We start from the raw sequence: 24,156 nt of genomic DNA, 5'->3' as shown, positions 1-24,156 counted from the left end.
CGATCAGTTTGTGACGTAGCGCGTGTAGCTGGGGTTGGACGCCAGTCCGCCCTGGGGGCGAACCGACCTGCCCTGTCCTGGCCCGCAGGAGCCTTGTTTACTCCCCGTCCTGAGGGACGGGGTATCCACGAGGGAGAGCCCCGATGACCAACCAGCCGGCCGTGCCGGAACTGCGTGTCGGTGTCGTAGGCGTGGGCCAGCGAGCCCGGCTGGCCGTCCTGGCCCAGCGCCCCCGCTCGGCCCGCGTGGTCTCCTGCGCGGATCCGTCCGAGCGCGGCCGAACCGACGCCCGGACGCTCTTCGGGGCAGACGTCCAGGTCCACGACCGTTACGAGGACATGCTCACGGACGACCTGGACGCCGTCTTCGTCCTCACCCCGGACGACCTCCACACCGCTCCGGCCCTGTACTTCCTCGAAGCCGGTGTCGCCGTGTTCGTCGAGAAGCCGCTGGCCGTCGACCTCGACGACTGCGACCGGGTCCTGGCTGCCGCGGCCCGCACCGGCACCCGGCTGTACGTCGGGCACAACCTCCGCCATCTGCCGGTCCTGCGCACCATGCGCGGGCTCGTCGACGAAGGGGCGATCGGAACCGTGCGGGCGGTGTGGTGCCGGCATTTCGTCGGCCACGGCGGCGACTACTACTTCAAGGACTGGCATGCCGAACGGGCCCGGACCACGGGCCTGTTGTTGCAGAAGGGCGCGCACGACCTGGACGTGATCCACTGGCTCGCGGGCGGCTACGCCCGCACGGTGACCGCGCTGGGCGATCTGTCCGTCTACGGAGCCGGCCCGCACCGCCGCACCCGGCCCCAAGGCTCGGAGCGGGTGCAGGACTGGTTCGACGAGGGAGTCTGGCCGCCGTCGGCGCTGCGCGATCTCAACCCCGTCATCGACGTGGAGGACATCAGCATGGTGCTGACCCGCCTCGACAACGGAGTGCTCACCAGCTACCAGCAATGCCACTTCACGCCCGACTACTGGCGCAACTACACCGTCATCGGCGACGAGGGCCGTATCGAGAACCTCGGGGACGGCGTCGAGGGCGACGCTCCGTTGATCAAGGTGTGGAACCGGCGCCGTTCGGGCTACCGGCCGGAGGCCGATCGGACCCTGCCCCCCACCGAGGCGGCGGGCGGCGCGCACGGAGGCGCGGACCAGTCACTCGTCGACGAGTTCCTGCGTTTCGTCGCCCACGGCGGTGTGACCGAGACGTCGCCCGTCGCCGCCCGCGAAGCCGTCGCGACCGGCATCGCGGCCACCACGTCGCTGCGCTCGGGGGGCACGCCGGTCGAGGTCCCCGCCCTCGCCCCGCACCTCGCCGACTACTTCGCGCGCCACCAGCCCGGTTCGCGCGGCCCGGCCTCCCGGATCGACTGAGCCCTTTCGCGCGGCCTCCGGTACCGTGCCGCGAAACGCCGTCCGGGACAGCCGAGTTCACCTCGGGCACCGGTGGGCCGGCCCGCAGGGCCGGCCCACTCTTCCACGCCCAGGTCATGCCGACAGCGGCACCGTGGTGCGGTTCGGCACGCCGTCGGCGTCATTGAGGCCGTCTGCGCTTCAGTGTGAAGTTGCCGGTGACCGTCGCTCCCTTCTTGATCTTGACCGTCGCGACGGCCGGCTTGTATCCGTCCTCGGCCACGATCACGACATCGGCGGATTGTCGACCAGGACGAGATACAGCACCTCTGCGGGTCGGTCCAGACCGAGAACTTCCCGCACCGTTGCCTCCGGCGACAGCCTGGGGGACCCCCTGGAAGGTGTGGGCCAATGACCGGTGACGGTCAGTCAGCCAGCACGGTGAGCATGCTGTGTACGGTGCTCGCAACGGCGTCGCGTGCGGGGCCCAGGTACTTGCGCGGGTCGGTCAGCGCAGGCAGCGAGTCCAGCGTGTCGCGCACGACCCGGGTCAGGGATATGTTGAGCGCCGTCCCGATGTTGATCTTCACGATGCCGGCTCGCACGGCGGAACGGAGTTCGCCGTCGGGAACTCCGGAGGAGCCGTGCAGCACCAGGGGCACCGGAACCGCTTCCCGGAGCCGTTCGATGAGTGCGTGGTCCAGCGTCGCCGACCGTTCGGTCATGGCGTGGCTGCTGCCCACCGCGACCGCGAGGGCGTCCACGCCGGTACGCGCCACATAGTCGACGGCTTCCGCCGGGTCGGTGCGCACGCCGGCGGTGTGCGCGCTCGCGGGGGAGTCCGGTTTGCCTCCCACATATCCCAGTTCGGCTTCCAGCCAGAGCCCCGCGTCGTGAGCCCATCGTGCCGCCGCGGCGGTGGCGGAGACGTTCTCGGCGTAGGGCAGTGCCCCGGCGTCGAACATCACGGAGGAGAAACCGCAGTCGGCCGCCTGGTGCAGCAGCTCCACGTCGGTCACGTGGTCGAGGTGCAGCGCGACCTCGACCGTGCTGGACCGGGCCATCGAGGCCGCGGCCAGAGCGAGCGGGAGGAGCTGGCCCCTGTGGTACCGCACGGCGTTCTCGCTGATCTGCAGGATCACGGGCCGTTCGGCTGCCTCGGCGCCTGTGATGATGCCCTCGGCATGCTCCAGGGTGATGACGTTGAAAGCGGTGACGCTGCGGCGTTCGGTCGCGGCGTGGGCGACCAACTCGCCGGTGGGGACCAGAGACATGTGTGTGCTCCTCGCGCGGGGGCTGTCTGAACCTGCGATGTCCGGGTGCGGTGGTTCGGATCAGGCCGGCACCCGTGCGGGCCTGGTGTGATCCGGACCACCGGAGAGCGGGGCCCACGGGCCTGTAAGCGGCGCCGAGGGAACCCGGGGCTCGGGGGTCTCTTCGCGCTTCTCGTCGGCGTACACCATCAGAGTGGATCCGCCGAGGGTGAGGACGACGCCGATGGTCCCCCGGATCGTCGGCAGCGTCTGGTAGACGACCAGGGACAGCACGATGGTGAGGACGGGTACCAGGGCGTTGGTGCCGGCGCGACGGCGCCCGCCTTGCCGCGGCTGAGCGCCATGACGAGGAACAACGCGCCCACGGCGTTGAGGACCTGGGTGCCGGCGGTCAGTGCCGGCGCCTGCCACGGTGCGTCGGGCAGCCCCCCATCATGACGACGGCAACGGGGACGGGCAGCGGACCGGTGGTCGTCATCCACCCGAACGTGGTCGCGTCGTTGACGTCGGCGAGAACAACACGGGTAGACCCGCGTACAGGATCCGGTTTTGTTGGTCACGCATGGTGGTTCTCCGTGGTGGTGAACTCCGAGGAGGAGCGCAGGGCGGCGAGTGCCGCGGTGTCGAGAGGGGTTCCGGCGAGTTTCGCGGCGTAGAGGGCCGCGCCGACCACGGGCTCGAACAGGGGCCGGCGCAGTTCGTAGCCGGCGGTGCTGCCGCGGAGTTCGGTGGTGAACGCGTCGAGCACGGCGGCCGAGCGGAAGACGCCGCCCGAGTAGGACACCGGGACGGGATCGGCCTCGGCGAAGCCCAGCCGGCGTCGCGCACTGTCCACCAGCAGGGCCAGTTCCCGTCCGGCCTCGGTGAGGACGGCAGCGGCCTGCGTGTCGCCCAGCCCGGCCGCCTCGACCACGAGGGGGCTCAGCGAGGCGATCTCGCTGCGGCGTCCCTGCCACCGGTTGAGTACGACGTCGATGACCTCGAGGTCGGTGGTCAGATCGAGACGGCGGCGCAGGAGTTCCGCGAGCGGGCCCTCGGGCAGCCGGCCGTCACTCATCCGGGAGAACACGTTCAGCGCGCGGGCGGCGATCCAGTACGCCGATCCCTCGTCGCTGAACAGTTCGCTCCAGCCTCCGGTGCGCACACCGAGGCCCTGCCGCTCGCCGTAGGTCATCGATCCGGTGCCGCTGATGACGTTGATGCCGTCCACCGCGCCGAGCGAACCGGCCCAGCCGCAGATCATGTCGTTGTCGCACGCGTAGCGCCGGTGTCCCAGCACCTCGCCGGGGACGGCGTCCAGCGCGGCGACGTCGCCGGGGACCTCCCCGTACCCGGGCAGGCCCAGGAACACGTAGGCGATGTCCGCGGGCGTGATGCCCGCGCCCTCCGTCACGGCCCGGATTCCCTCGCGCAGAACCTGCGCGACGTGCTTCACGCCCCCCGTCCCGTTGTCCGCGAAGTAGTAGGCACCCTCCGCGACGGCCCGGGCCCTGATCGCGCCCGCACGGTCGATGAGGCAGAAGGCTGTCTTGGTGCCTCCGCCGTCCACACCCAGAAACATCGTTGTTCCTCCGCTCGGCTCCGGCTGAACGCTGTTAGACGACGTCGTCGCGTCGCTGGGGGAGCGGATGCACGGTCACGCCCTGCACCACGCGGTTCACCTCTCCGGAGGGGAACGGGTTGTCGGGCCGGATGCCCCGGTGCAGGGACGCGCGCAGCGCGACCAGCTGGGCACACAGCACCGCGGGAAGGGCGAGGACGGTGTCGTCGACGCCGGCGAGCCCGGGGAGCAGCCAGGTGTCGTCGCCGGTCAGTCCGTCCCGTGACGCGGAGACGGCGACGACGCTGCCCTGCGGCAGCCCCGCGCGCAGTTCGGCGAGGATGTCGAGGTCGTAGCGGCGCGTGTAGGGGTCGTTCGACACGTAGACGACGACGGCTGTGCGGTCGTTCAGGACGGACTTGGGGCCGTGGCGGAAGCCGAGTGAGGACTCCGCGGACGCCACGAGCGCGCCTCCGGTCAGCTCCAGCAGCTTCAGGGCGGACTCCTGGGCCAGCCCCTTGAGTGCGCTGCTGCTGCCGAGGTACACCAGCCGTTCGGGTTCGCGGGCCAGCAACTCCTCGATCTGCCTGCCGAGTCCGCCCGTCGTGATGTGCTCGGCCGCCGCTGCGGGGGCCTCGATGGCGTCCGTGGTGAGCGCGCCCAGGGCGAGCAGGGACGCCAGGAGCATGCTGGTGAAGCTCGACGTCATGGCGAAGCCCTGGTCGTTCGACGCGGCGGGCATGAGCAGGACGTGTGAGGAGGCGCTCTCGCCGTGCAGGCGTGCCAGCTGCCCGGCGCTGTTGCAGGTGATGACAAGGTGGTGCACGTGTGCCAGGACCTGGTCCGCCAGCCGGGTCGCCGCGACACTCTCGGGGCTGTCCCCGGACCGGGCGAACGAGACGAGCAGCGTGGGGACGTCGTCGGGGAAGGACGCGTAGGGGTCGGCGACGATGTCGGTGGTGGAAACGGCGTCGCTGCGGCGGCCGGTGGCGCGAGCGACCGCGGCCCGGACGACTTCTCCGGCGAAGGCCGAGGTACCGGCTCCCGTGAGGACGATCCGCAGGTCCTCGTCGGCGAGCAGGGGTGACAGGAAGGCGTCCAGGGACGCGCGTTCGCCGGCGAGGATCGCCCCGACCTCACGCCACACGTCGGGCTGCTGGATGATCTCGGCGGTGGTGTGGGCGGCCCCGCAGTCCTGAGGTACCAGGTCCTGGGTGGTGGTCTTCACGCGTACTCCTTGTCATGGGTTCGGCATGCACGGCCGTAGTCGTGCAGGACGTCACGGACGTGGTCGACGACGAGGTCCCGCGGTGTCGCGGACAGGGCCCCGGTCCTGACGCGCTGGTACTGGTGGGGCAGGTGGGCGCCGGCAGCTCGTGCTCGGTGGCGATGCCGTGCACGAGTTCGCGGCAGTCTTCGGGCCGCATGCCGGTGTAGCCGCCGTACTGGTCCACCTGGTTGGAGGTCGCCTGGGCGAGGACGGTGCCTCCCGATTCGAGGGCCTGGCGGACCGCTGCCTCGATGACCAGCGGACGGGCCGAGCAGACGGAGGTGATCCCGTGCGGTTCGCCTGCCTTCTGGCGGCGGACCACTTCATCCAAGGGGTTCCACATGATCGCTCCAGGGTTCACCGAGGGCGTCAGCCGCATCTGCCGGCGCGCCTTCGGAAACGTGACTGGAACGGTACTGGTCTCATCCATGGCCGTCAATGGTCTGTTATTGGTATTGAACTGGTCTGCCCGAAACTGGTATACATCTGGTATGTCTTCATCGGACCGTGGTCTTCCTCAAGGGCTGTTGAGCGGAGACGCCCTGCCGCTGTACTCCCAGGTCGCCGGACGCCTCCTGGACGACATCGCCGAGAAAGGTGCGCGCCCGGGAGACCGACTGCCTTCGGAGCGGGCACTGGCCACCCGGTACGGCGTCTCGCGCGTCACCCTTCGCTCCGCCCTGAACGAACTCGCGGAGCGCCAAGTCATCGAGTCCGCGCCGGCCCGTGGCTGGTTCCTCGCCGAGGGCTACGAACGCCTCGCCCCCGCATCGCCTCCGCCGTCACCGGGTCGGGCGGCAGCCCAGTCGGTACAGGGCTTCGCCGACTACGCCGAACAGCAGGGACTGCGGCTCCGTGACTCGGTCCTGGAGACCAGGGTCCGCCCTGCCACGGTTCAGGAGTCCGAACAGCTGAGGGTCGGCCCGGGAGCCGCGCTCTTCGAGATGCGCCGACTGCGCTACCTGGACGACATCGTCGTGGTGCTGGAGCACAACCGGCTGCCGCTCGCGCTGTGCCCGGAGCTCGCAGAGACGGACTTCACCACGCACACGCTCTTCGCCACACTCCGCCGCGCCGACCCGCCCCAACTGCCCAAGGTCGCCGACTACTCCGTGGAGGCCCGCCACCCGACGGCGGAGGAACGGCGACTGCTGGAAATCACCGACGCGACTCCGGTGCTCGTCGCCACCCAGCTCGCCTTCAACCAGAACGGACAGCCCCTCGAACTCACCGCTGCCGCCTACCGCGGCGACCGGTACCACTTCCGGGCCTCCATCACGGGGTGAGTGTCGGCGTCCTGATCGAAGGGCCGAACCTCGGCTGGACGTCGTCCACGGCGCTGGCGGGATTGAGGGCATCGGGCCCCGCCTGCGCGGCCTGCGCAGGGACCGGGGACTCACCCTGGAGGCGCTCTCGGTCAGGACCGCGATCTCCGTCAGCACCCTGTCCCGGCCGGAAGCGGGCAAGCGACGCCCGTCCCTGGACCTGCTGACCCCGCTGGCCCAGGCACCCCGCATCGCACTCGACCAACTGGTGGCAGCACCGGCCATCAGTTACCGGAACGGGTCGATGGCCTGTGGTCCTCGGACGAGCGCACGCCCGGCGGGAGGGTCGCCTTCGGCGGTGTGCGGGCGGTCCGATGCGACGCGTCCGAGTGCGCACACTTCACGGATCACGGTCAGGGTCCTGCCGAGCTCAAGCCCAGAGGAGTCCACCAGGCGTAGTCCGCTGCGCATGATCAGCACTACGGACACCGTGGGGGAGCAGGGCTCGTGCGCGGACGTGGCGTGCCGGGCCGCGGCCCTGCGCGAGGCGCTGTCCACGTTGGAGGTGATGAGGACCGGTCAGGAACTCGCCGACCTCGCCGTGGCCCGCATCGCCGACTACGTCACCGTGGACCTGGCGGAGGCCGTCGCGGAGGGCGGGGACTCCCTGGCCCGGCTCGGCGCGGCGAACGGCCGCGTGCCCGCGTTCCGCCGGGCGGGGGTCGCCTCGGTCCACGACGGCGCACCGGAGTCGCTCTGGTCGCGCGGGGAAACCGTGTCCGTGCCGGCTCCTTCCCCCTTCGCGGAGGTCCTGGTCTCGGGCGCATCACATCTCGAACCGGTGCTGAGCACCGCACGGGACGCCTGGCTGGACGAGGACCAGGAACGTTTGGAGAAGGTACGCAGGTACGGCATGCACTCGCTGATGATCGTGCCGATCCACGCGCGCGGCGCGGTGCTGGGCGTCGCGGTGTTCGTGCGCATGGGCGACTCCGTGCCCTTCGAGACGGACGACCTGCGGCTGGCAGAGGAACTCGTCGCGCGTGCCGCCCTGTCCCTCGACAACGCCCGCCGGTACGTACGCGAACGCACCGCCGCCCTCGCCCTGCAGCGCAACCTGCTGTCGGGCAGGCTGGTCGGCGGGGCAGCCGTCGAGGTGGCGTCCCGCTACGTTCCCGCCGACACGGAACACGGCGTTGGCGGCGACTGGTTCGACGTCATCCCGCTGTCCGGCGCCCGGGTGGCCCTGGTCGTGGGCGACGTGGTCGGCCACGGCATCAACGCGGCGGCGACCATGGGCCGGCTCCGGGCCGCGGTCCATACCCTCGCCAACCTGGACCTGTGCCCGGACGAGCTTCTGTCCCACCTCGACGACACCATCTCCCGCCTCGGCGTGGAGGACAGCGACATCCCCGAACGCGCCGCCGCGGAGTCCGGGGCCACCTGCCTGTACGCCGTGTACGACCCGGCCACCCGCCGCTGCACGATGGCCCGTGCGGGTCACCCGCCGCCCGTGATCATCTCGCCGCAGGGCGGCGTGTCCGTCCCCGACCTGCCCGCCGGTCTGCCGCTCGGTGTCGGACCGGCCTCCTTCGAGTCCGTTGAGATGGACCTGCCCGAGGGCTGCGTGATCGCCTTCTACACCGACGGTCTGGTGGAGACCCGGGATCAGGACATCGACGCGGGGATACGACGGCTCGGAACCGTCCTCGCCCGGCCGGACCGCCCTCTGGACGAACTCTGCACCGCAGCGTTCGACACCCTGCCGTGCCGGGCCCTGGACGACGACGCCACGCTGCTCCTGGCACGGCCCCGTTCGCTCCCGCCGTCCCAGTTCGCCACCTGGGACCTGCCGAGCGACCCCGTCGTGGTCGCGCACGCCCGGGCCCTGGCCACCGCCCAGTTGACCGGATGGGGACTGGAGGGGCTGGTCGCCACCACCGAACTCATCGTCAGCGAGCTGGTCACCAACGCCGTACGCCACGGCGCCGGTCCCCTCACCCTTCGCCTCATCCGGCACCAGGTGCTGGTGATCGAGGTGACGGACACCAGCGACTCCGTCCCTCGTCTCCGTCATGCCCGTCCGACGGACGAGGGCGGGCGCGGTCTCTTCCTCGTCGCACAGCTCGCCAGCCGGCGGGGCACCCGCAACTCGTCCGCGGGCAAGACGGTCTGGGCCGAGCAGGAGATCAACCCACCTCCGTCCTGAGAGCACCGGCATCGAACCGCCCGGCAGGCGGCGCCCCGTCCGTGCCCCCTGCGCGGGGCCCGGGAGGTCACCGATGCCGGGGTCCTAGATCCAGCCTCTCTTGGCCGCCTCGACTCCCACCTGGAAGCGGGTTTCGAGGCCGAGGCCGGACGCGATCGCCCCGATCCGGCGGGTCACCGTGCGCGCGCTCGTCCCCAACTGCCGTGCGATCGCGTGGTCCTTGTAACCCGCCTGCATCATCTTCAGCAGCAGGAGGTCCTGTGGGCTCGGCCCGTCGGGCGTCGCCGGAGCGGTCGCGACGAGGGATTGCGCACGTTGCCAGTAGGAGTCGAACAATTCGAGGAGCGCATCGAGCAGGCCCGACTGGTGGACGACGGCGATCCTGTCGTAGCGGCCCGGGACCAGGGCGACCAGCGCGACGCGCCGGTCCATGATGCGTAGCCGGAAGGGCAGGGTCGGCAGGATGCGGGCCTGCTCGCCGATCTGGGCGAGGTGGGTGATCAGTTCGAACCGGCCCGGCAGTGCCAGCGCCTCCTGGGTGTAGACCGACCGTATGTCGACGCCGCGGCCCAGCAGGTCCATCGTCAGGGCCTCTTCCAACTCGGTGCTGTAGGGGCCGAGATAGGGAGGTCGGTCGAGCACCCAGAAATGGGTGCGGACCGACTGCATCAGTTCGGCGACGCGCAGCGTGATCTCCGCCTCGCCGGTGATCACCTCCACCAGTCCGGTCGGGTCCTCCTGCAGCCGATGGGCGCGGTAGTCGTCCGCCAGATCGTCGACGGTGCCCCACACGGCGGTGAACGCCGCCTCGGTCTCGGCCCGGCGTCTGGCGAGCAGTGCCCTGAGCGCGGTGTGCGGGCTGACCGGCCGGTACTGGCCGGGTCCTTCCTTTCTCAGCATGCCCAGTTCCACCAACCGGGAGACGGCGCGTCTGATCCGGCTGGGCGTGGTGCCCAGGGTCTCGGCGATCTCGGCCGCCGTCCGGTCCGAGGTGGTGAGGTAGGTGCGGTAGACCTGTTCGTCGAACTCGCTGATCCCCAGGGTGCTCAGCACCGGTTGCCCTCCCAGCGATCGCCGTCCGTCGAGCTGTCGGGACGGCCGTGGCGCGAATCGCCATCTGGCGATGTACGACACGAGTTTGATCTAGACATTCGCCGTTCACAAGCTTTCACTCTGAACGTTCACGCCACCTGTGGACGGGTTTCGAGCACCCTCGGTGCCTACGACCGGTCAGGCGGCGCCACTTGGAGGGCAGAGGACGAACGTGCTCTGCCCGACCGCGAGCCGGGAGAGACCCTGTGAAAGCGCACCACCGCAGACGCTGGAGTGTGCCGGTTGCCGCCGGCGCCCTGGCGTTGGCGCTGTCCGGCCCCTGCGACGCGACGGCCTTCGCGTCCTCGGCGGCCCGTCCCGCCGCCGACCACCTGCCCACCGCCTCCCCGTCCACCGCGTCCATGTCCGACCGGGTGCCCGCGGGCGACCACTCCGTGACGTTGATCACCGGAGACGTGGTCACCACCCGGCAGAGCCCGAGCACAGGCAACGGGACCGGAGGTGTCGTCAGCGTCCGCGGCGCCGACGGGCGCCCGGTGCAGACCCACATCCTGACGTCGGGCGACGACCTCTACGTGTTCCCCGAGTCGGCGCTGCCGTTCGTCGCCAAGGGCATCCTGGACCGGCAGCTGTTCAACATCACGGCCATGATCGCCGACAGGTACGACGACGCGCACCGCGATCGGCTGCCGCTCATCGTCTCCTACACGCACGCCGCCGACGCCCGCGGCAAGGCCGCCGCCCTCCCCGACGGGGCGACCCGGGTCCGTACCCTCGCCGGCATCGACGGCGCCGCCGTCACCGCGGACCGCGCGCACGCCGCGGACTTCTGGAAGTCCGTGACCGCGACGCCGTCGGCCGACGGACTCCGCAACCAGTCCGCCGCACCGGCTTTCGCCGACGGGATCGCACACATCTGGCTGGACGGCCTCGTCCACGCCGACCTCGCCGACAGCACGGCGCAGATCGGCGCCCCCCAGGTCTGGGCGAACGGCAACACCGGACAGGGCGTCGACGTGGCCGTCCTGGACACCGGAGTCGACGCGGGACACCCCGACCTCGCGGACCGCGTGGCGGACCGTCAGAGCTTCGTACCGGACGAGAACACGGACGACCACTTCGGTCACGGCACGCACGTCGCGTCCATCATCGCCGGTACCGGCGCGGCCTCCGACGGCAAGGAGAAGGGTGTCGCCCCCGGCGCCCGCCTCGATATCGGCAAGGTGCTGGACGACACCGGGTCCGGTCAGACCTCCTGGGTCCTGGCCGGCATGGAATGGGCCGCCGTCGACCAGCACGCCAAGATCATCAACATGAGCCTCGGCGACGATCAGCCGTCCGACGGGACCGACCCGCTCAGCCAGGCCGTCGACACGCTCAGCGCCGAGACCGGCGCGCTGTTCGTCGTCGCCGCAGGCAACTCCGGGGCGCCCGACACCATCGGCGCACCGGGCGCGGCGAGCGACGCGCTGACGGTGGGGGCCGTCGACTCCGGCGACTCCGTGGCCGAGTTCTCCAGCCAGGGCCCCCGCGTGGACGGCGCGCTGAAGCCGGAGATCACCGCCCCCGGCGTCGACATCCTCGCGGCCAACTCCCAGTTCGACGGCAACGGCGAGGGCGCCTACCAGACCATGAGCGGCACCTCCATGGCCACGCCCCACGTGGCGGGCGCCGCCGCGCTGATGGCCGCCGCCCACCCGGACCTCACCGGAAGCCAGCTGAAGGACCTGCTGGCCAGCAGCTCCCGGCAGACCCCGCAGTACGACGCCTTCCAGGCGGGCAGCGGCCGTCTCGACGTCGCCGCGGCCTCGCACGCCGGAGTCTTCGCCACCGCGACGGCGTACGCCGCGCAGGTTCCGCAGAGTCCCGCCGGCGGCGTGCAGCGCCCGGTGACGTACACCAACACCACGGACAAGCCCGTCACCCTCGCGCTGAGCGTCGAGGCGGCACACGCCCCCGGCGGGGTGTTCCGGCTCTCCGCCTCCCAGGTGACCGTGCCGGCACACGGCACCGCCGGTGTCACCGTGACCATCGACGGATCGGGCGTCACCACGGGCGGCCGGCACACCGGCCAGGTCGTCGCGAAGACCGTGGCCGGCGAGGTCGCGGCGCACACCGCCGTCTCCCTCGGGGACGTCGAGCACAAGCTGACCATGCGGTTCAAGGACGCCCAGGGGCGGCCGATGTCAGGCGTGGTCGAACTCCTCAGGTCCGGTGACGACTCCCCGATGTTCGTCGAGATCGACGGCTCCGGCACGGGCCAGATGTACCTGCCGAACGACGTGTACTCGGTGCTGTCCTTCAAGACCGTGCAGGGCGTCCACGGACCCCACTCCTGGGGCATGGCGCTGCTCGGCGACCCCGACGTCCGCATGGACCGCGACACCACCGTCACGCTCGACGCGTCCAAGATCGACCGCGTCGACATGACGACCCCGCAGCGGACCGAGACGACCTACCAGCGGCTGGACTACACCCGCCTGATGGGTGGCCAGGCCTGGCGCGACTACATGGAGACCCAGACCAACTACGACAGCCTCTGGGCCCAGCCGACCACCCACAAGGTCACCCACGGCGACTTCTACCTGGCGGCCCGCTGGCGCAAGGAGCAGCCCGCGCTGTCCGTCTCCACCAGGACGACCGACTTCACCGACGTGCTGCGCCAGAACGGCGTCACCCCCCTGCCCAAGGGCACCGTCAAGCTCCCGCTGGTCTTCGCCGGGGAGGGCGCGACCACCGACTACGCCCACCTCGACGTGCGCGGCAAGGCCGTGGTGGTACGCCGTAACGACGACGTATCCGACAGGAACCAGGCGGCCGCCGCGATAGCCGCGGGCGCCAAGCTCATGCTGGTCGTCAACAACGTGGACGGCCGCGGCTTCCGCTCCTACAACGCACCGTTCAGCTCGACGCCCGTCCGGCTCGACGTGGGCCTGCTCAGCACCGACGAGGGCGAGAAGCTCGTACAGCAGGCCCGGAACCGGGGCGCCACGGTCACGGTCGGATCCGCGCCCGTGAGCCCGTACGTCTACGACCTCGACCGGACCTGGCACAACGAGATCCCCGCCCACCTGGTGGTGCGGGGCAGCGCCAAGAACCTCGCCAGGATCGACGAGACCTTCGACAGCCCCGCCCCGGGCAGCACCGGCGGCGAGTTCCGGTTCGACTGGCCCTCCTACAACAACTGGGCGATCGGCTCGATGATGCCGGAACCGGTCCGGGGCAAGCGCACCGACTGGGTCTCCACCGGCGGCTACAACACCTGGAGCCAGAGCGCCTACGCGGACGGCATGGTGTTCGAAGCCGGGGCCAAGACCTCCTACCGGGCGGCCAGCACACAGTCGGAGGAGTGGTTCAAGCCGGTCGAACGGCCCTACCTGAACGACACCTACAGTCTGCCCAAGCGCACGGGTGACCACCTGTACCTCGACACCCCGGCCTTTGGCAGCCGCACCCACGTCGGCATGAATCAGATCGACGGCGGAGCGGAGCAGCGCCAGACCCTCTACCAGGGCACCACGCAGCTGGGCACGGGAACCTTCACGAACGTCTCGGGCGACGCACCCGGCGCCGGAAGACTCCCGTACCGGCTGGTCGTCACCAGCAAGCGCGACGTGGCGTTCACCCCGTACTCCTCCCGTACGCGCACCGAGTGGGACTTCACCTCGAAGGCGCCGGCGGACGGCTCCGCCGCGGTGCTGCCGCTGGTGCAGATCGACTACGAGGTCGGCACCGACTCGGCCGGGCGGGCCGGACGGCACGACTCCCTGTCCGCCACCGCCGCTCAGCTACCGGGCGCCGTCGGCGCCGGCCGGCTCGGCGCGGTCACCCTGGAGGTGTCCTACGACGACGGCACGACGTGGCACCGGGTCACCAGTGACCATGCCGGGCGGTTCCGCCTGGACGCGCCGAAGAAGGCGTCCTACGTCTCACTCAGGGCGAGCGCCCGGGACTCGGCGGGCAACGCGGTGCACCAGACGGTGATCCGGGCGTTCGGCCTGCGCTGACGCACCGCCACGGATCGCACGCCAGGTAAGAACGGTCCGTCCGGGGGCCACGCGCCCCCGGACGGACCGTTCGGACGACCCTGTCGGTGACGAATTGCCGCACTCCTTTCCAGAGAGATCGGATGGCGGCAGATAATTTCCGTCCCAGATCTAGGACTTGGGCCCACCGTTCCGTACATTCATCGGATGTCTGGGCCATCCCTCGTCCTGTGGGAGATCGACCATGCGTACCGTTGTCGCCGCGTGCCTTGCTGCCGCCGTGGCTTGTCTCGGTTTCACCGCCGGCCCGTCCGAAGCCGTCGCCGCCGACGCGTCCGCGCACGCGGCGGACACCTTGCATGTCGCGCCCGACGGGCATGGTTCGGCGTGCAGTGACCGAAATCCATGCGGTCTCGAAACCGCTCGCGACCGCGCGAGATCTCTCGTCCCGCACGCCGCCGGCGACGTCGTGGTCGAACTGGAGGGCGGGACCTACCGGCTCACCGCTCCCTTCCGGCTCGGCGTCCAGGACTCCGGGCGGCCCGGCCACCCGGTGGTGTACCGGGCGGCCGAGGGGCAGACGCCGGTGCTCAGCGGCGCGACCCGGATCACCGGCTTCACGCGGGTCGACGCCGCGAAGAACATCTACCGGGCCCGGGTGCCCGCAGGCACCGCCGGCCGGGAGCTGTTCGTCAACGGAACACGCGCCGACCGGGCCCGCGGGCCGCGCAACCCGGCGGGGTTCTCGGTCACCGCCACCGGCTTCACCACCGCCGACGCCTCGTACACCACGTGGACGAACCCCGCCCAGGTCGAGGTCGTCCACAACAGCGGCTGGAAGCAGATGCGCTGCCCGCTGGCGTCCATCACCCGTTCCGCGTCGGGCGGTTCGGACCTCACCGTCGATCCCGGCTGCTGGAACAACAACCACAACGCGGTGCCCAACCCGAGCTTCCCCTTCAACGGCGCCGGACTGCCGACGATGGACGGCGTCAGCTGGCTGGAGAACGCCTACCAAGTCCTCGGCACCCCGGGCCAGTTCTATCTCGACGAGGCCGCCGGGTACCTCTACTACGTGCCGCGCGCGGGCGAGAACCTGGCCACGGCGGACGTCGAACTGCCGGTGGCGCCCGAACTCGTCGACGTCTCGGGCACCCCGGGACACCTGGCCCCCGTCAACGACACCGACTGGCGGGCGGACTACACCGGCAGCTGGGGACACTCCGACGGCCGGCACCTCGGCGACCTGAACGCGGACGTGCACTACACCTCCAACGACGGTGACGCGGTCTCGTACACCTTCACCGGCACCGGGATCCAGGTGCTGTCCGAGACCAACTCCGACGAGGGCACCGCGGACGTGTACATCGACGGCAAGAAGGTCTCGACGGTCTCCGGAAACGGCCCGGAGCGCCTCGCCCAGCAGGCCATGGTCTCCGTCAGCGGACTGCCCAAGGGCAAGCACACCCTGCGTCTGGTCAAGACCGGCGGCACCTACCTGCTCGTCGACGGGTTCACCGTGCTCCCCGACGTCGTGGCCCCCGTACACGACCTCGTCTTCTCCGGACTGACCTTCGCCTACACCACATGGAACGCCCCGTCCGCCGAGGGGTACGTGGACAACCAGGCCGGAGTGATCTGGGACCCCGCCACACGCACACCCATCCGCATCCCCGCGGCGGTCCAGGTGCACCGGGGCACGCGGATCTCCTTCTCCGGCGACGTGGTCCAGCACACCGGCACCAGCGGCATCGACCTCGCCGACCAGACACAGAACTCCACGGTCGAGGACAGCGCCGTCACCGACACCTCCGGCACCGGCATCTCGGTCGGCGAGGTGGACGACTACTACCAGACCGACCCCGCCCTCATGACGAGCGGCAACACCGTCTCCGGCAACACCGTGCAGTTCCCCGGCCAGGAGTACCAGGACGCGGTCGGCGTCTGGGTCGGCCACACCAGGGCGACGACCGTCTCCCACAACGACATCGGCTACACCCCGTACTCCGGCATGTCCGTCGGCTGGGGCTGGGGATGGGCGTCGAACTGCACACTGCAGGCCAAGCAAGGTCTGCCCGACCCCTGCCTGCACGGCACCACGTACGCCGGCGGCAACAAGATCCTCGGCAACCACGTGCACAGCGTCATGGGCGCGCTCTTCGACGGCGGTCCGATCTACACCCTCGGCGGCCAGTCCGCACCCTCGGAACTGGCCGGCAACGTGCTCTCGGAGTGCATCGACGGCTGCAACATGATCTACCACGACGAGGGCAGCTCGCTGTGGAACACCCACGACAACGTCGTGCGCTTCGCCAACGGGTCGCTCTGGACGAACCTGTGGACGCCGAGCATCCACGACGACACGATCCACGACAACTACAGCGACACCGCCTCCTACAACAACAACGGCACCGACATCACGTTCCAGCAGGCCACCGTGGTGACCGACGGGAACTGGCCGCCGGCGGCCCAGGACATCATCAAGGCCGCGGGCCCCGGCACCCTCCCCGGCCGGACCGTCGACGACGACGACCTGCGGATCTCCTACACCGGCAGCTGGTCCTCCAGCGGTTCCCGCGGCTACGGCGACCTCGACGACGGCGTCCACTACGCCCAGCACGACGGCGCCGCCGCGACGATCACCTTCACCGGCACCGGGATCAGCTTCCTCACCGAGACGAACTCCGACGAAGGCGACATCGCCGTCTCGCTCGACGGCGCCGCCCAGAAGACCGTCAGCGCCAACACCCCGCAACGGCACGCCCAGCAGAGCGTGTACACGGTCTCGAACCTGCCCGTCGGCACCCACACCCTGACTCTCACCAAGGCCGGCGGCGACTACCTCCTGGTGGACGGCTTCACCCTGAACTGACCGCGGACCGCGATCACAGGCAACCCATCGCCATCGGGGCCGGCCGTGCGCCGGGAGAAAGGAAACTCCCCATGCTTTCCGCACCCAGACGTAAGCTGCTCGCCGTGCTGACGGCACCTGCCACGGTCGTCGCGCTGCTCACCGGCGCGCACTTCGCCGCAGGCCGAACGGCGGCCTCCCCGGCAGCCGGCTCCACCGCGTCGCACGCCCAGGTACCGCAGGGCCGGGTTGCGGCCTGGTCGCCGAGCATGACGGCCGGCGGTCCGAACTTCAACGACCAGACCATCCGGATGGTCGCCCACTCCACCGTCGACGGCGGCGCACTGCGCATCCACCTGTCCAACCTGCGCGGCACCATCCCGCTGACGGTGGCACACGTCACCGTCGGCGCGCAGGCCGGCCGGGCGACCGCCGTCGCAGGGTCGCTGCTCCCGGTCACCTTCGACCACCGGAGGTCCGTGACCGTCCCCACCGGCGGGGAAGCGGTCAGCGACCCGGTGTCGATGCACGTCAAGGCCGACCAGAGCGTCCTGGTCAGCATCTACCTGCCCCATGCGACCAGTTCCGCCACCTGGCACTCCGACGCCTTCGACACCAGCTACCTGTCGGGGCCGGGCGACCACACCGCCGAGGCGTCCGACGCGTCCTTCGTCGCGGCGAGGACCTCCTGGTACTACCTGTCCGGGATCGACGTCGTCCCGACGCGTGCCCGCGGAACCGTGGTGGCCTTCGGCGACTCGATAACCGACGGCTACAACACCCCTGCGGGGGCCTACCACCGCTGGCCCGACGACCTGGCCCGGCGCTTGGCCGATACCCGCCCGATGGCCGTCGTCGACGCCGGCATAGGCGGCAACCGCGTCCTGACGGACGTCCCCAACATCTGGCAGGGCGTCAGTGCGAAGAAGCGCTTCGCCCATGACGCGCTCGGCCAGCCGGGAGTACGGGACGTGATCCTCCTGCAGGGAATCAACGACATCGGGAACAACAGCGGTCCCGGCGGCGCCCCACTGACCACGCAGGACCTGATCGACGGCTACCGTGACCTGATCCGGCAGGCGCACGCCGCTGGGGTCCGGATCATCGGCGGCACCATGCTGCCCGACAAGGGCAACGGCTACTACTCCGACTCCGCGGAGGCGATCCGCCAGGCGGCCAACCGGTGGATCCGCACCAGCGGGGCCTTCGACGGCGTGGTCGACTTCGACAAGGCCGTCGCCGACCCGGCCGACCCCACCGCCCTCGACCCGGCCTACGACTCCGGCGACCACATTCACCCCAACGAGGCCGGCATGCAGGCACTGGCGAACGCGGTCGACCTCTCCCAGCTGACGTGAGAGATGCCTTTGCGGCGGTGATCGGTTCCGGACATCGCCGAGCACGGGGGAGCGGCGGCCCGGCCCGCCTATGTGAGGACGCGGCCGAGGAATCCGTGGATGTACCCGCTGATGGCGTCCAGGTGTGTCTCGAGGGCGAAGTGGCCGGCGGGAAGCAGGTGGACTTCGGCCTCGGGCAGGTCGCGCGAGAACGCTCGGGCGCCGTCCGGCCCGAAGATCTCGTCCCGCTCGCCCCAGACCGCGAGCAGAGGCACCTGACTGGTACGGAAGTACTCCTGCAGCTTCGGGTAGCCCTCGATGTTCGTGGGGTAGTCACGGAACAGGGCGAGCTGGACCTCGTCGTTTCCGGGCCGTTCCAGCAGGAGCTGGTCGAGCATCCAGGTGTCAGGGCTGACGAGGCTGGTGTCGGACGCGCCGTTCTCGTACTGCCACCGCGTTGTGCTGGGACTGAACTTGGCCCGGGCACCTGGCTCTGTGTCCCGGCTGGGTTCGGTGGCGTACGCGAACAGATCGTCCCAGAAAGGCTTGGTGAAACCCTCCATGTACGCGTTCCCGCTCTGCGAGATGATCGCGCTGACGTCGAAGGAAGGGCTGAGCGCCAGGCGCCAGCCGATCGGTGCTCCGTAGTCGTGCACGTAGATGGCGAAGCGCCGAATGCCCAGGTGATCCAGCAGCCCGGCGGTGACACCTGCCAGGTTGTCGAAGGTGTAGTCGAACTCGTCCACCTTGGGCATGGCCGAGTGGCCGTATCCGATATGGTCGGTGGCGATCACGTGATAGTCATCGGCGAGTGCGGGGACGAGATGGCGGAACATGTGTGAGCTGCTCGGGAATCCGTGGAGCAGCAGCACGACCGGCGCGTCGCTTGGGCCTGCTTCTCGGTAGAAGACCTTCTGCCCTTTGATGGTCGCTGACTTGTGTCGCGTGGGAAGCACGTCAACCTCCTGCACTCCGGCGATGAAATGCGTCAGATCCACCCACGTGCCGGTGCAAAGCGTCCGGCCAAGGGCGGCCGTCGCGGACCTCGAAGCTGGTTTCCCCTGCGTGGCGTCCCGGCCCCACGGCATATGACGTCCACTCCCACGCTAGTCCTGCCCATCAGGAAGGACAACGCGACTGAACCGCGCCGAGGACTTACGTCCTGAGAGCCATCGGCCTCCTCAGGAAGATCACGCGGCGGGCGACGGAGACGGCATGGTCGGCGAACCGTTCGTCGTAGCGGCCGAGCAAGGTGACGTCCACGGCGGTCCCCACTCCCTGATGCCGGCGGTCGTCCATCAGGTGCTGGAATAGCGAGCGGTGCAGTTCGTCGATCCGGTCATCGTCCTGCTCCATCCAGAGCGCGGCCTCCAGGTCGTGGGCGACGCGGACGTCGGCGGCCTGCGCCATCAGGCGCTGGGCGAGCCGGCTCATCTCCAGAACGGTGCGTCGCAGGTCCTGCGGTACGGCCTGGGCGGGATAGCGCCGACGGGCCGGCTTGGCCACATGCTGGGCCAGGGCCGCGCAGCGTTCCAAGGGCCCGGACCTTCGCCGGTGTGCCCGACCGGCAGGCGCGGGCGGGCACACCCGTGACGCGAGCGGCTGTCGCTCCAAATGATCAGACCGGGCGGCCGTAGGAAGACAACCGGATCCCGCCGTTAGAGGTCGCTGCGGAATGCCCAGTGGTGGGTAGGCAACAGATCGCAAGATCCGAAGTGGCTCAGAATCGAGGATCAGAAACAGCTGCCGAGTGATGCCCGCGCCACGGCTGTTCCCGTCCGGAGTGCCGCGACCGGATCGGGCGCCTCGTCGAGCTCTATGAGGACCGTGTCGGCGCCGGGCGTGCGGGACATGGCCTCCGCCCACCCGGGCCAGTCCACGATGCCCGTGCCCAGTTCCGTCATGTACCGCTGCTGCTGGGCGTACACGGTCTCGTCGATGGTGAGGTGGGTGTCGATCGGTCCGGCCGCGTCCTTCCAGTGGGCCAGCGCGATGCGCGGGGCATGGCGGCGGGCGACGGCCACCGGGTCACCGCCGCCGAGGGCGATGTGGCAGGAGTCGGGGCACAGCCACACGTACTGCGGGTCGGTGAGGGCCATGAACAGGTCGATGTCCCGCTCGTACCAGAGGGTGCTGTTGGACTCGGTGTGGAGGGCGAGTTTCACACCGTGCCGGGTGACGGCCTCGCCGACGGCGTGGGCGACGTCGGCCATCCGCTTCATGTAGTCGGCGTCGACGAAGAAGGGCGGGCGGGCTCCGAACGTCTGACGCATGGGCAGACCGGCCACCAGGAGATCGGCTCCGGCCTCCGCGAGGAAGGCCGCGCGGCGCTCCGCGTCGGCGACGATCGCCGGCAGACTGCCGTCGTCCCGCCAGCCCGGGGCGTCGCTGTCGGCGACGAAGGCGCTCACCAACGACAGTCCGCGGTCGGAAAGCTCACGCCGGAACGCCGACGCGCTGCCGAACGCCCGCAGCACCGAGCCGATGTCACCGGGCGCGAAGGTCAGCTCGATGCCGGTGACCCCGGATTCTGCCATCGCGTCCATCACCCGCTCCCAGAAGGCCACGGGGTCGGCGAGGGCCCGGTCGCGCACGGCGTCGGCGGAGCCGAGGCCCCAGAAGTCCGGGTGGTAGAAGGTGATGATGTCGGTGGCGAAACGCGGTGTCACTCGGAGCCTCCTCGGGCGTTGTAGACGGCGACCTCGTCCGCGTCGACGGCTTCCCGGTAGGCCCGGAACACGATCAGTGCCTCGTCGCGGAGCACGTCCTGCTCGACCTTGATGCCGCGGCTTTCGAACTGCTCGGCCCAGTCCGCGCCGAGCGGGCCTTCGTCGAAGGTGGTGATCTCCTCCAGTTCCGGGCCCTGCCCGGCGACCACGAGGCCGCGCACGCCGGACCACAGGGCGGCGCCGTAACACTGCACGCACGGACGCCAGTTGACGACGAGTTCGTGGGACGGGAGGCCCTGGCCGCCGAGGTCCCAGCCGCCGGTCGCCGTCTGCGCGAGACCGAGGGCCACGACCTCGGCATGAGCGCTGGAGACACCGGAGGCGAGGACGACGTTCACGCCCACGGAGACGATCCGGCCGGTGTCCCGCTCGGCGACGAGCGCCGCGAACGGACCGCCGTTGCCCTCACGCCAGTTGCGGTCGGCCAGCCGGTGCACGAGCCGCATCCGGTCCGCCCGGTCGGGGACGGCGGCAGGCACGTCGGCCAGCTCGTCGTCGATCCACGCGGGCAGCGCGACACGGAACTCCCTGGAGATTTCGATCATGTTCAGACCTTCTGTCGGGGGGTGGTGAGCGGGGCTCTCCGTCGGCGGGCAGTGTGTGCGGTGACGGCGCGGGCGGCCCGGACGGCGGTGATCGCGCCCGTCAGGGTGACGTTCGCGGCCATCGCCGTGGGGATGACGCCGTTGCCGGCGAGGTACAGGTTGTCGTGGCCCCACACCCTGCCGTCCGGGTCGCACACGCTCGTCCCGTCGTCGGCGGGGCCGGAGCGGACGGTGCCCGTCAGGTGCAGTGACGAGCCGGGTGGCAGCAGGGCGCTCTCGGTCGCGGGGTCGAAGGAGCCGAACTCCTCGGCCAGCGACCGGACTTCGTCCTGGGCCCGGCGGATCAGCGTCCGGTCGGCGGCGGAGTGGGTGAACTCGACGCCGATCCGGGGCATCCCGGTGAGATCCGTGTCCGACTCCGAGAACACCAACCGGTTCTCCGGTCGCGACTCGACCGGGACGTACAGCGAGATGCCGACCGAGTGCGCGAGCGGGTGGCCCGCCTCGTCCAGGTACGTGCGGTTCATGATCTGGCCGTGGAACGGCTGCTCGGCGCCGTTGTGCGGCAGCCACAGGGAGTCCGTGCTGAACTCGCCGGGGCGCGGCAGCGGCAGCGCGTCGAGGCCGATACCGAACCGGTCGGGGTCGAGCAGTGCGCGGGCGGTGACGAAGGCGTGCTCGTTGAGCCGGCGGCCCAGCGCGTCCGGCCGGATGCCCGAGGCGAAGAGCAGTTGCGGTGTGCGCAGCGCGTCGGCGCACACCACCACGGCGTCCGCGTCCAGGTCCGACTCGAAACCGTCGATGACCCGGCGTAGCCGGGCTCCCGCGACCCGGCCGTGCGCCACCCGCAGCCTGGTGACGAGTGTGCCGGTGACCAGGGTGAAGGCCGGGTCCGTGCTCCTCGCGAGCGGCGGGAAGATCGTTGCCGGGGCGGTGCGCGGCATGGGGCCGGCGGTCGTCGGCGTGACGGCCATGGGCATCGGCTGCGGGCGCCGGTCGGCCGGTCCTCTGCCCTCGTAGCGGCGGCGCAGCACGTCGAGGACCAGGTGTCCGACCTCGGTCGGACCGATCGCGGCGGGTGCGACGGCGAGGAGCCGGCGGGCGGTGTCGAGGTCCCTCGCCCAGGCGGCCGGGTCGCCGAAGTCGAACACCTCGTGCCCGGCCGGCCAGGGTGTCGCGGCCGTCCAGTGCACTCCCATGCCGCCCGCGTTCCACGCGAGCGCCGACTGGGGCATCGCCTCGGCGGCCTCCCCGAAGGCCAGTGCGTGATACATGCCGGGCGGTAGGGAGGTGAGGGTGCCGGGCACCTCGCGTACCACTTCGGCTCCCGTGTACATGCCCTGGATGCCGGTGGCGACCTGTTCGTTGTACTGGGCCCACAGGGCGGGGTCGTCGAGGTCGTGCAGGTGTCTGCCGGGTGTGTCGCCGATCGCGGTGCCGGCTTCGACCATCGTGACCCGCAGCGCCGGATCGGACTCGTGCAGCAGTCGGGCCACGACGGCGCCCATGATGCCGCTGCCCACGATCAGGACGTGGGCGTGGGGGGTGCGGGGCACAGAAGACTCCAAAGGATCGATGACGCAGGAGAGATGACGTACCGGATCAGAGGCTCGGTACGAGCGGTCCGAACAACTCGGTGTCCATACGGTCGAGTGCCAGCTTGACGGCACCGACGAGGGCGGCGTCGCGGCCCAAGGCGGTGGCCCGCAGCTCGACCGCGGGGGTCCGGGCGGCGCGCAACGCCTCGCGCACCCGGGGCAGCAGTACGTCGGCCGCGTCCTCCAGGCCGCCGCCCAGCACGATCAGGGAGGGGGCGACCGTCCAGGACAGGGTGGTGAGGATCGTGGCGATGTGGGCCACGAATTCGTCGACCTCGGCGAGCGCGCTCGCCTCACCCGCCCGGGCGGCCTCGACGCGGTCCAGCGCGACGGAACGGCGGTCCGGCTCCGGTGAGGTGAGCCAGGCGACCGGCCGGTTCTCGACCGAGTCCGTCCGCATCGGCACCGCCTCGATGATCTCGCCGGCCGCGCCGTCGAGGCCCCGGTGCACCGCTCCCCGGATCAGGATGCCGAGGCCGGCCCGGTTGCCGAGCATCGCCCAGACCACGTTGTCGTGGTCACCGGCCACGCCGCGCCAACGCTCCCCCAGGGCGCCCAGGTTGGTGTCGTTGTCCGCGAACCAGGGCACCCGAATCCGCCGTGCGAGTTCCGCGGGCAGATCCACGCCCTCCCACCGGGTCGTGTGGACGAGCCGCCGCACCACTCCGTCGTCGTCGATCGCGCCGCCGCTGGCGAGCGCACCGGCGCGCAGCCGCTCGGGCGATCCGCCCGCGTCCTCCAGCGCATCCCGGACCAGTGTCGCCGCGTCGTCGAGCGAGGACTGCGGGTCGGGGTAGGAGCGCAGCGGTCGGTGGGCGCGGCCGACGATGCGACCGCGCACGTCGGCGACGACCGCGGACACGTTCTCCGTGGTGATCTGCACCGCCGCCAGCAGGGCGTGCTCGGCCCGCAGTTCATAGCGCCGGGCGGGCCGGCCGGCGCAGCCCTGGGCGGGTACCCGGTCGAGTTCGGCCACCCAGCCGGCTGTCAGGAGGGAGTCCAGAATCAGCTCTATGGTGCGCCGTGACAGCGTCGTCCGCTCGGAGAGGGAGGTCAGCGTCGTCGGCCCGGCCGACACCGCCAGCGCCCTCAGGATCACCGAGGTGTTGACCCGGCGCACCGCGCTCTGGTTCATCCCCGC

At 70.6% G+C, this 24,156-nt stretch carries 17 protein-coding genes and 3 pseudogenes; 7 read left to right on the top strand and 13 right to left on the bottom strand.

Features of this window, described 5'->3' with window-relative positions; genetic code table 11:
* The first annotated feature begins 143 nt into the window (after positions 1-143).
* Positions 144-1,379: a Gfo/Idh/MocA family protein gene (locus ACFY0P_RS29040; RefSeq protein ID WP_388919270.1), complete on the top strand. Its 1,236-nt coding sequence runs from the start codon at positions 144-146 to the stop codon at positions 1,377-1,379.
* A gap of 404 nt (positions 1,380-1,783) precedes the next feature.
* Here ACFY0P_RS29040 and ACFY0P_RS29035 read toward each other — a convergent pair whose 3' ends face one another.
* The 6 genes and pseudogenes from ACFY0P_RS29035 to ACFY0P_RS29010 form a co-directional block, all read right to left on the bottom strand.
* Complete coding sequence (locus ACFY0P_RS29035) at positions 1,784-2,632, bottom strand: ketose-bisphosphate aldolase (RefSeq protein ID WP_388919267.1); 849 nt, start codon at positions 2,630-2,632, stop codon at positions 1,784-1,786.
* 60 nt (positions 2,633-2,692) lie between these two features.
* Complete coding sequence (locus ACFY0P_RS29030; protein ID WP_388919264.1) at positions 2,693-2,905, bottom strand: hypothetical protein; 213 nt, start codon at positions 2,903-2,905, stop codon at positions 2,693-2,695.
* 283 nt (positions 2,906-3,188) lie between these two features.
* Entirely contained in the window at positions 3,189-4,193 is a 1,005-nt protein-coding gene (locus ACFY0P_RS29025) for an N-acetylglucosamine kinase (RefSeq protein ID WP_388919261.1), read from the bottom strand.
* A 34-nt stretch (positions 4,194-4,227) separates the two neighbouring features.
* The gene (locus tag ACFY0P_RS29020) at positions 4,228-5,400 is read right to left on the bottom strand and encodes an SIS domain-containing protein (protein WP_388919258.1); all 1,173 of its coding nucleotides are present in this window, start codon (positions 5,398-5,400) and stop codon (positions 4,228-4,230) included.
* On the bottom strand, positions 5,397-5,495 hold the full coding sequence (locus ACFY0P_RS29015; protein WP_388920000.1) for a hypothetical protein: 99 nt from the start codon (positions 5,493-5,495) through the stop codon (positions 5,397-5,399). The genes ACFY0P_RS29020 and ACFY0P_RS29015 overlap by 4 nt, the downstream gene beginning before the upstream one ends.
* 105 nt (positions 5,496-5,600) lie before the next feature.
* Positions 5,601-5,785 (bottom strand): annotated as a pseudogene (locus ACFY0P_RS29010) (class II D-tagatose-bisphosphate aldolase non-catalytic subunit); the annotation flags it as partial.
* Between the two features lie 148 nt (positions 5,786-5,933).
* On the opposite strand from ACFY0P_RS29010, the gene ACFY0P_RS29005 reads away from it, so the two are divergent.
* From ACFY0P_RS29005 to ACFY0P_RS28995, 3 genes and pseudogenes are all read left to right on the top strand, one after another.
* Positions 5,934-6,728, top strand: a complete 795-nt coding sequence (locus ACFY0P_RS29005) for a GntR family transcriptional regulator (RefSeq protein ID WP_388919254.1) — start codon at positions 5,934-5,936, stop codon at positions 6,726-6,728.
* Positions 6,676-6,960 (top strand): annotated as a pseudogene (locus tag ACFY0P_RS29000) (helix-turn-helix domain-containing protein); the annotation flags it as partial. The gene ACFY0P_RS29005 and the pseudogene ACFY0P_RS29000, both read left to right, overlap by 53 nt.
* 216 nt (positions 6,961-7,176) lie before the next feature.
* On the top strand, positions 7,177-8,916 hold the full coding sequence (locus tag ACFY0P_RS28995) for a SpoIIE family protein phosphatase (RefSeq protein ID WP_388919249.1): 1,740 nt from the start codon (positions 7,177-7,179) through the stop codon (positions 8,914-8,916).
* Between the two features lie 84 nt (positions 8,917-9,000).
* Here ACFY0P_RS28995 and ACFY0P_RS28990 read toward each other — a convergent pair whose 3' ends face one another.
* The gene (locus tag ACFY0P_RS28990) at positions 9,001-9,969 is read right to left on the bottom strand and encodes a helix-turn-helix domain-containing protein (protein WP_388919246.1); all 969 of its coding nucleotides are present in this window, start codon (positions 9,967-9,969) and stop codon (positions 9,001-9,003) included.
* 401 nt (positions 9,970-10,370) lie between these two features.
* On the opposite strand from ACFY0P_RS28990, the gene ACFY0P_RS28985 reads away from it, so the two are divergent.
* From ACFY0P_RS28985 to ACFY0P_RS28975, 3 genes are all read left to right on the top strand, one after another.
* Complete coding sequence (locus tag ACFY0P_RS28985) at positions 10,371-13,976, top strand: S8 family serine peptidase (protein WP_388919997.1); 3,606 nt, start codon at positions 10,371-10,373, stop codon at positions 13,974-13,976.
* Positions 13,977-14,199: 223 nt separating this feature from the next.
* Positions 14,200-16,827, top strand: coding sequence for a hypothetical protein (locus ACFY0P_RS28980; protein WP_388919243.1), 2,628 nt, complete (start codon positions 14,200-14,202; stop codon positions 16,825-16,827).
* A 71-nt stretch (positions 16,828-16,898) separates the two neighbouring features.
* Complete coding sequence (locus ACFY0P_RS28975) at positions 16,899-18,164, top strand: SGNH/GDSL hydrolase family protein (protein ID WP_388919240.1); 1,266 nt, start codon at positions 16,899-16,901, stop codon at positions 18,162-18,164.
* Positions 18,165-18,232: 68 nt separating this feature from the next.
* Here ACFY0P_RS28975 and ACFY0P_RS28970 read toward each other — a convergent pair whose 3' ends face one another.
* The 6 genes and pseudogenes from ACFY0P_RS28970 to ACFY0P_RS28945 form a co-directional block, all read right to left on the bottom strand.
* Positions 18,233-19,099 carry an alpha/beta fold hydrolase gene (locus ACFY0P_RS28970; RefSeq protein WP_388919237.1) on the bottom strand — a complete coding sequence of 289 codons (867 nt, stop codon included), beginning with the start codon at positions 19,097-19,099 and terminating at the stop codon, positions 18,233-18,235.
* Positions 19,100-19,298: 199 nt separating this feature from the next.
* Positions 19,299-19,694: pseudogene (locus ACFY0P_RS28965) on the bottom strand (phosphate uptake regulator PhoU); the annotation flags it as partial.
* Between the two features lie 182 nt (positions 19,695-19,876).
* Complete coding sequence (locus ACFY0P_RS28960; protein ID WP_388919235.1) at positions 19,877-20,812, bottom strand: sugar phosphate isomerase/epimerase family protein; 936 nt, start codon at positions 20,810-20,812, stop codon at positions 19,877-19,879.
* Positions 20,809-21,417 carry a nucleoside deaminase gene (locus tag ACFY0P_RS28955; RefSeq protein ID WP_388919232.1) on the bottom strand — a complete coding sequence of 203 codons (609 nt, stop codon included), beginning with the start codon at positions 21,415-21,417 and terminating at the stop codon, positions 20,809-20,811. The genes ACFY0P_RS28960 and ACFY0P_RS28955 overlap by 4 nt, the downstream gene beginning before the upstream one ends.
* A 2-nt stretch (positions 21,418-21,419) precedes the next feature.
* Positions 21,420-22,973, bottom strand: coding sequence for a GMC oxidoreductase (locus ACFY0P_RS28950; RefSeq protein WP_388919229.1), 1,554 nt, complete (start codon positions 22,971-22,973; stop codon positions 21,420-21,422).
* A 46-nt stretch (positions 22,974-23,019) separates the two neighbouring features.
* Positions 23,020-24,150: an ROK family protein gene (locus ACFY0P_RS28945; RefSeq protein ID WP_388919994.1), complete on the bottom strand. Its 1,131-nt coding sequence runs from the start codon at positions 24,148-24,150 to the stop codon at positions 23,020-23,022.
* Positions 24,151-24,156 lie beyond the last annotated feature (6 nt).

This window comes from Streptomyces sp. NPDC001714 (assembly GCF_042892755.1).
Taxonomy (GTDB): domain Bacteria; phylum Actinomycetota; class Actinomycetes; order Streptomycetales; family Streptomycetaceae; genus Streptomyces.
Note: the sequence above shows the minus strand (reverse complement) of the source record. Positions and strands in the feature narration are given on the sequence as shown.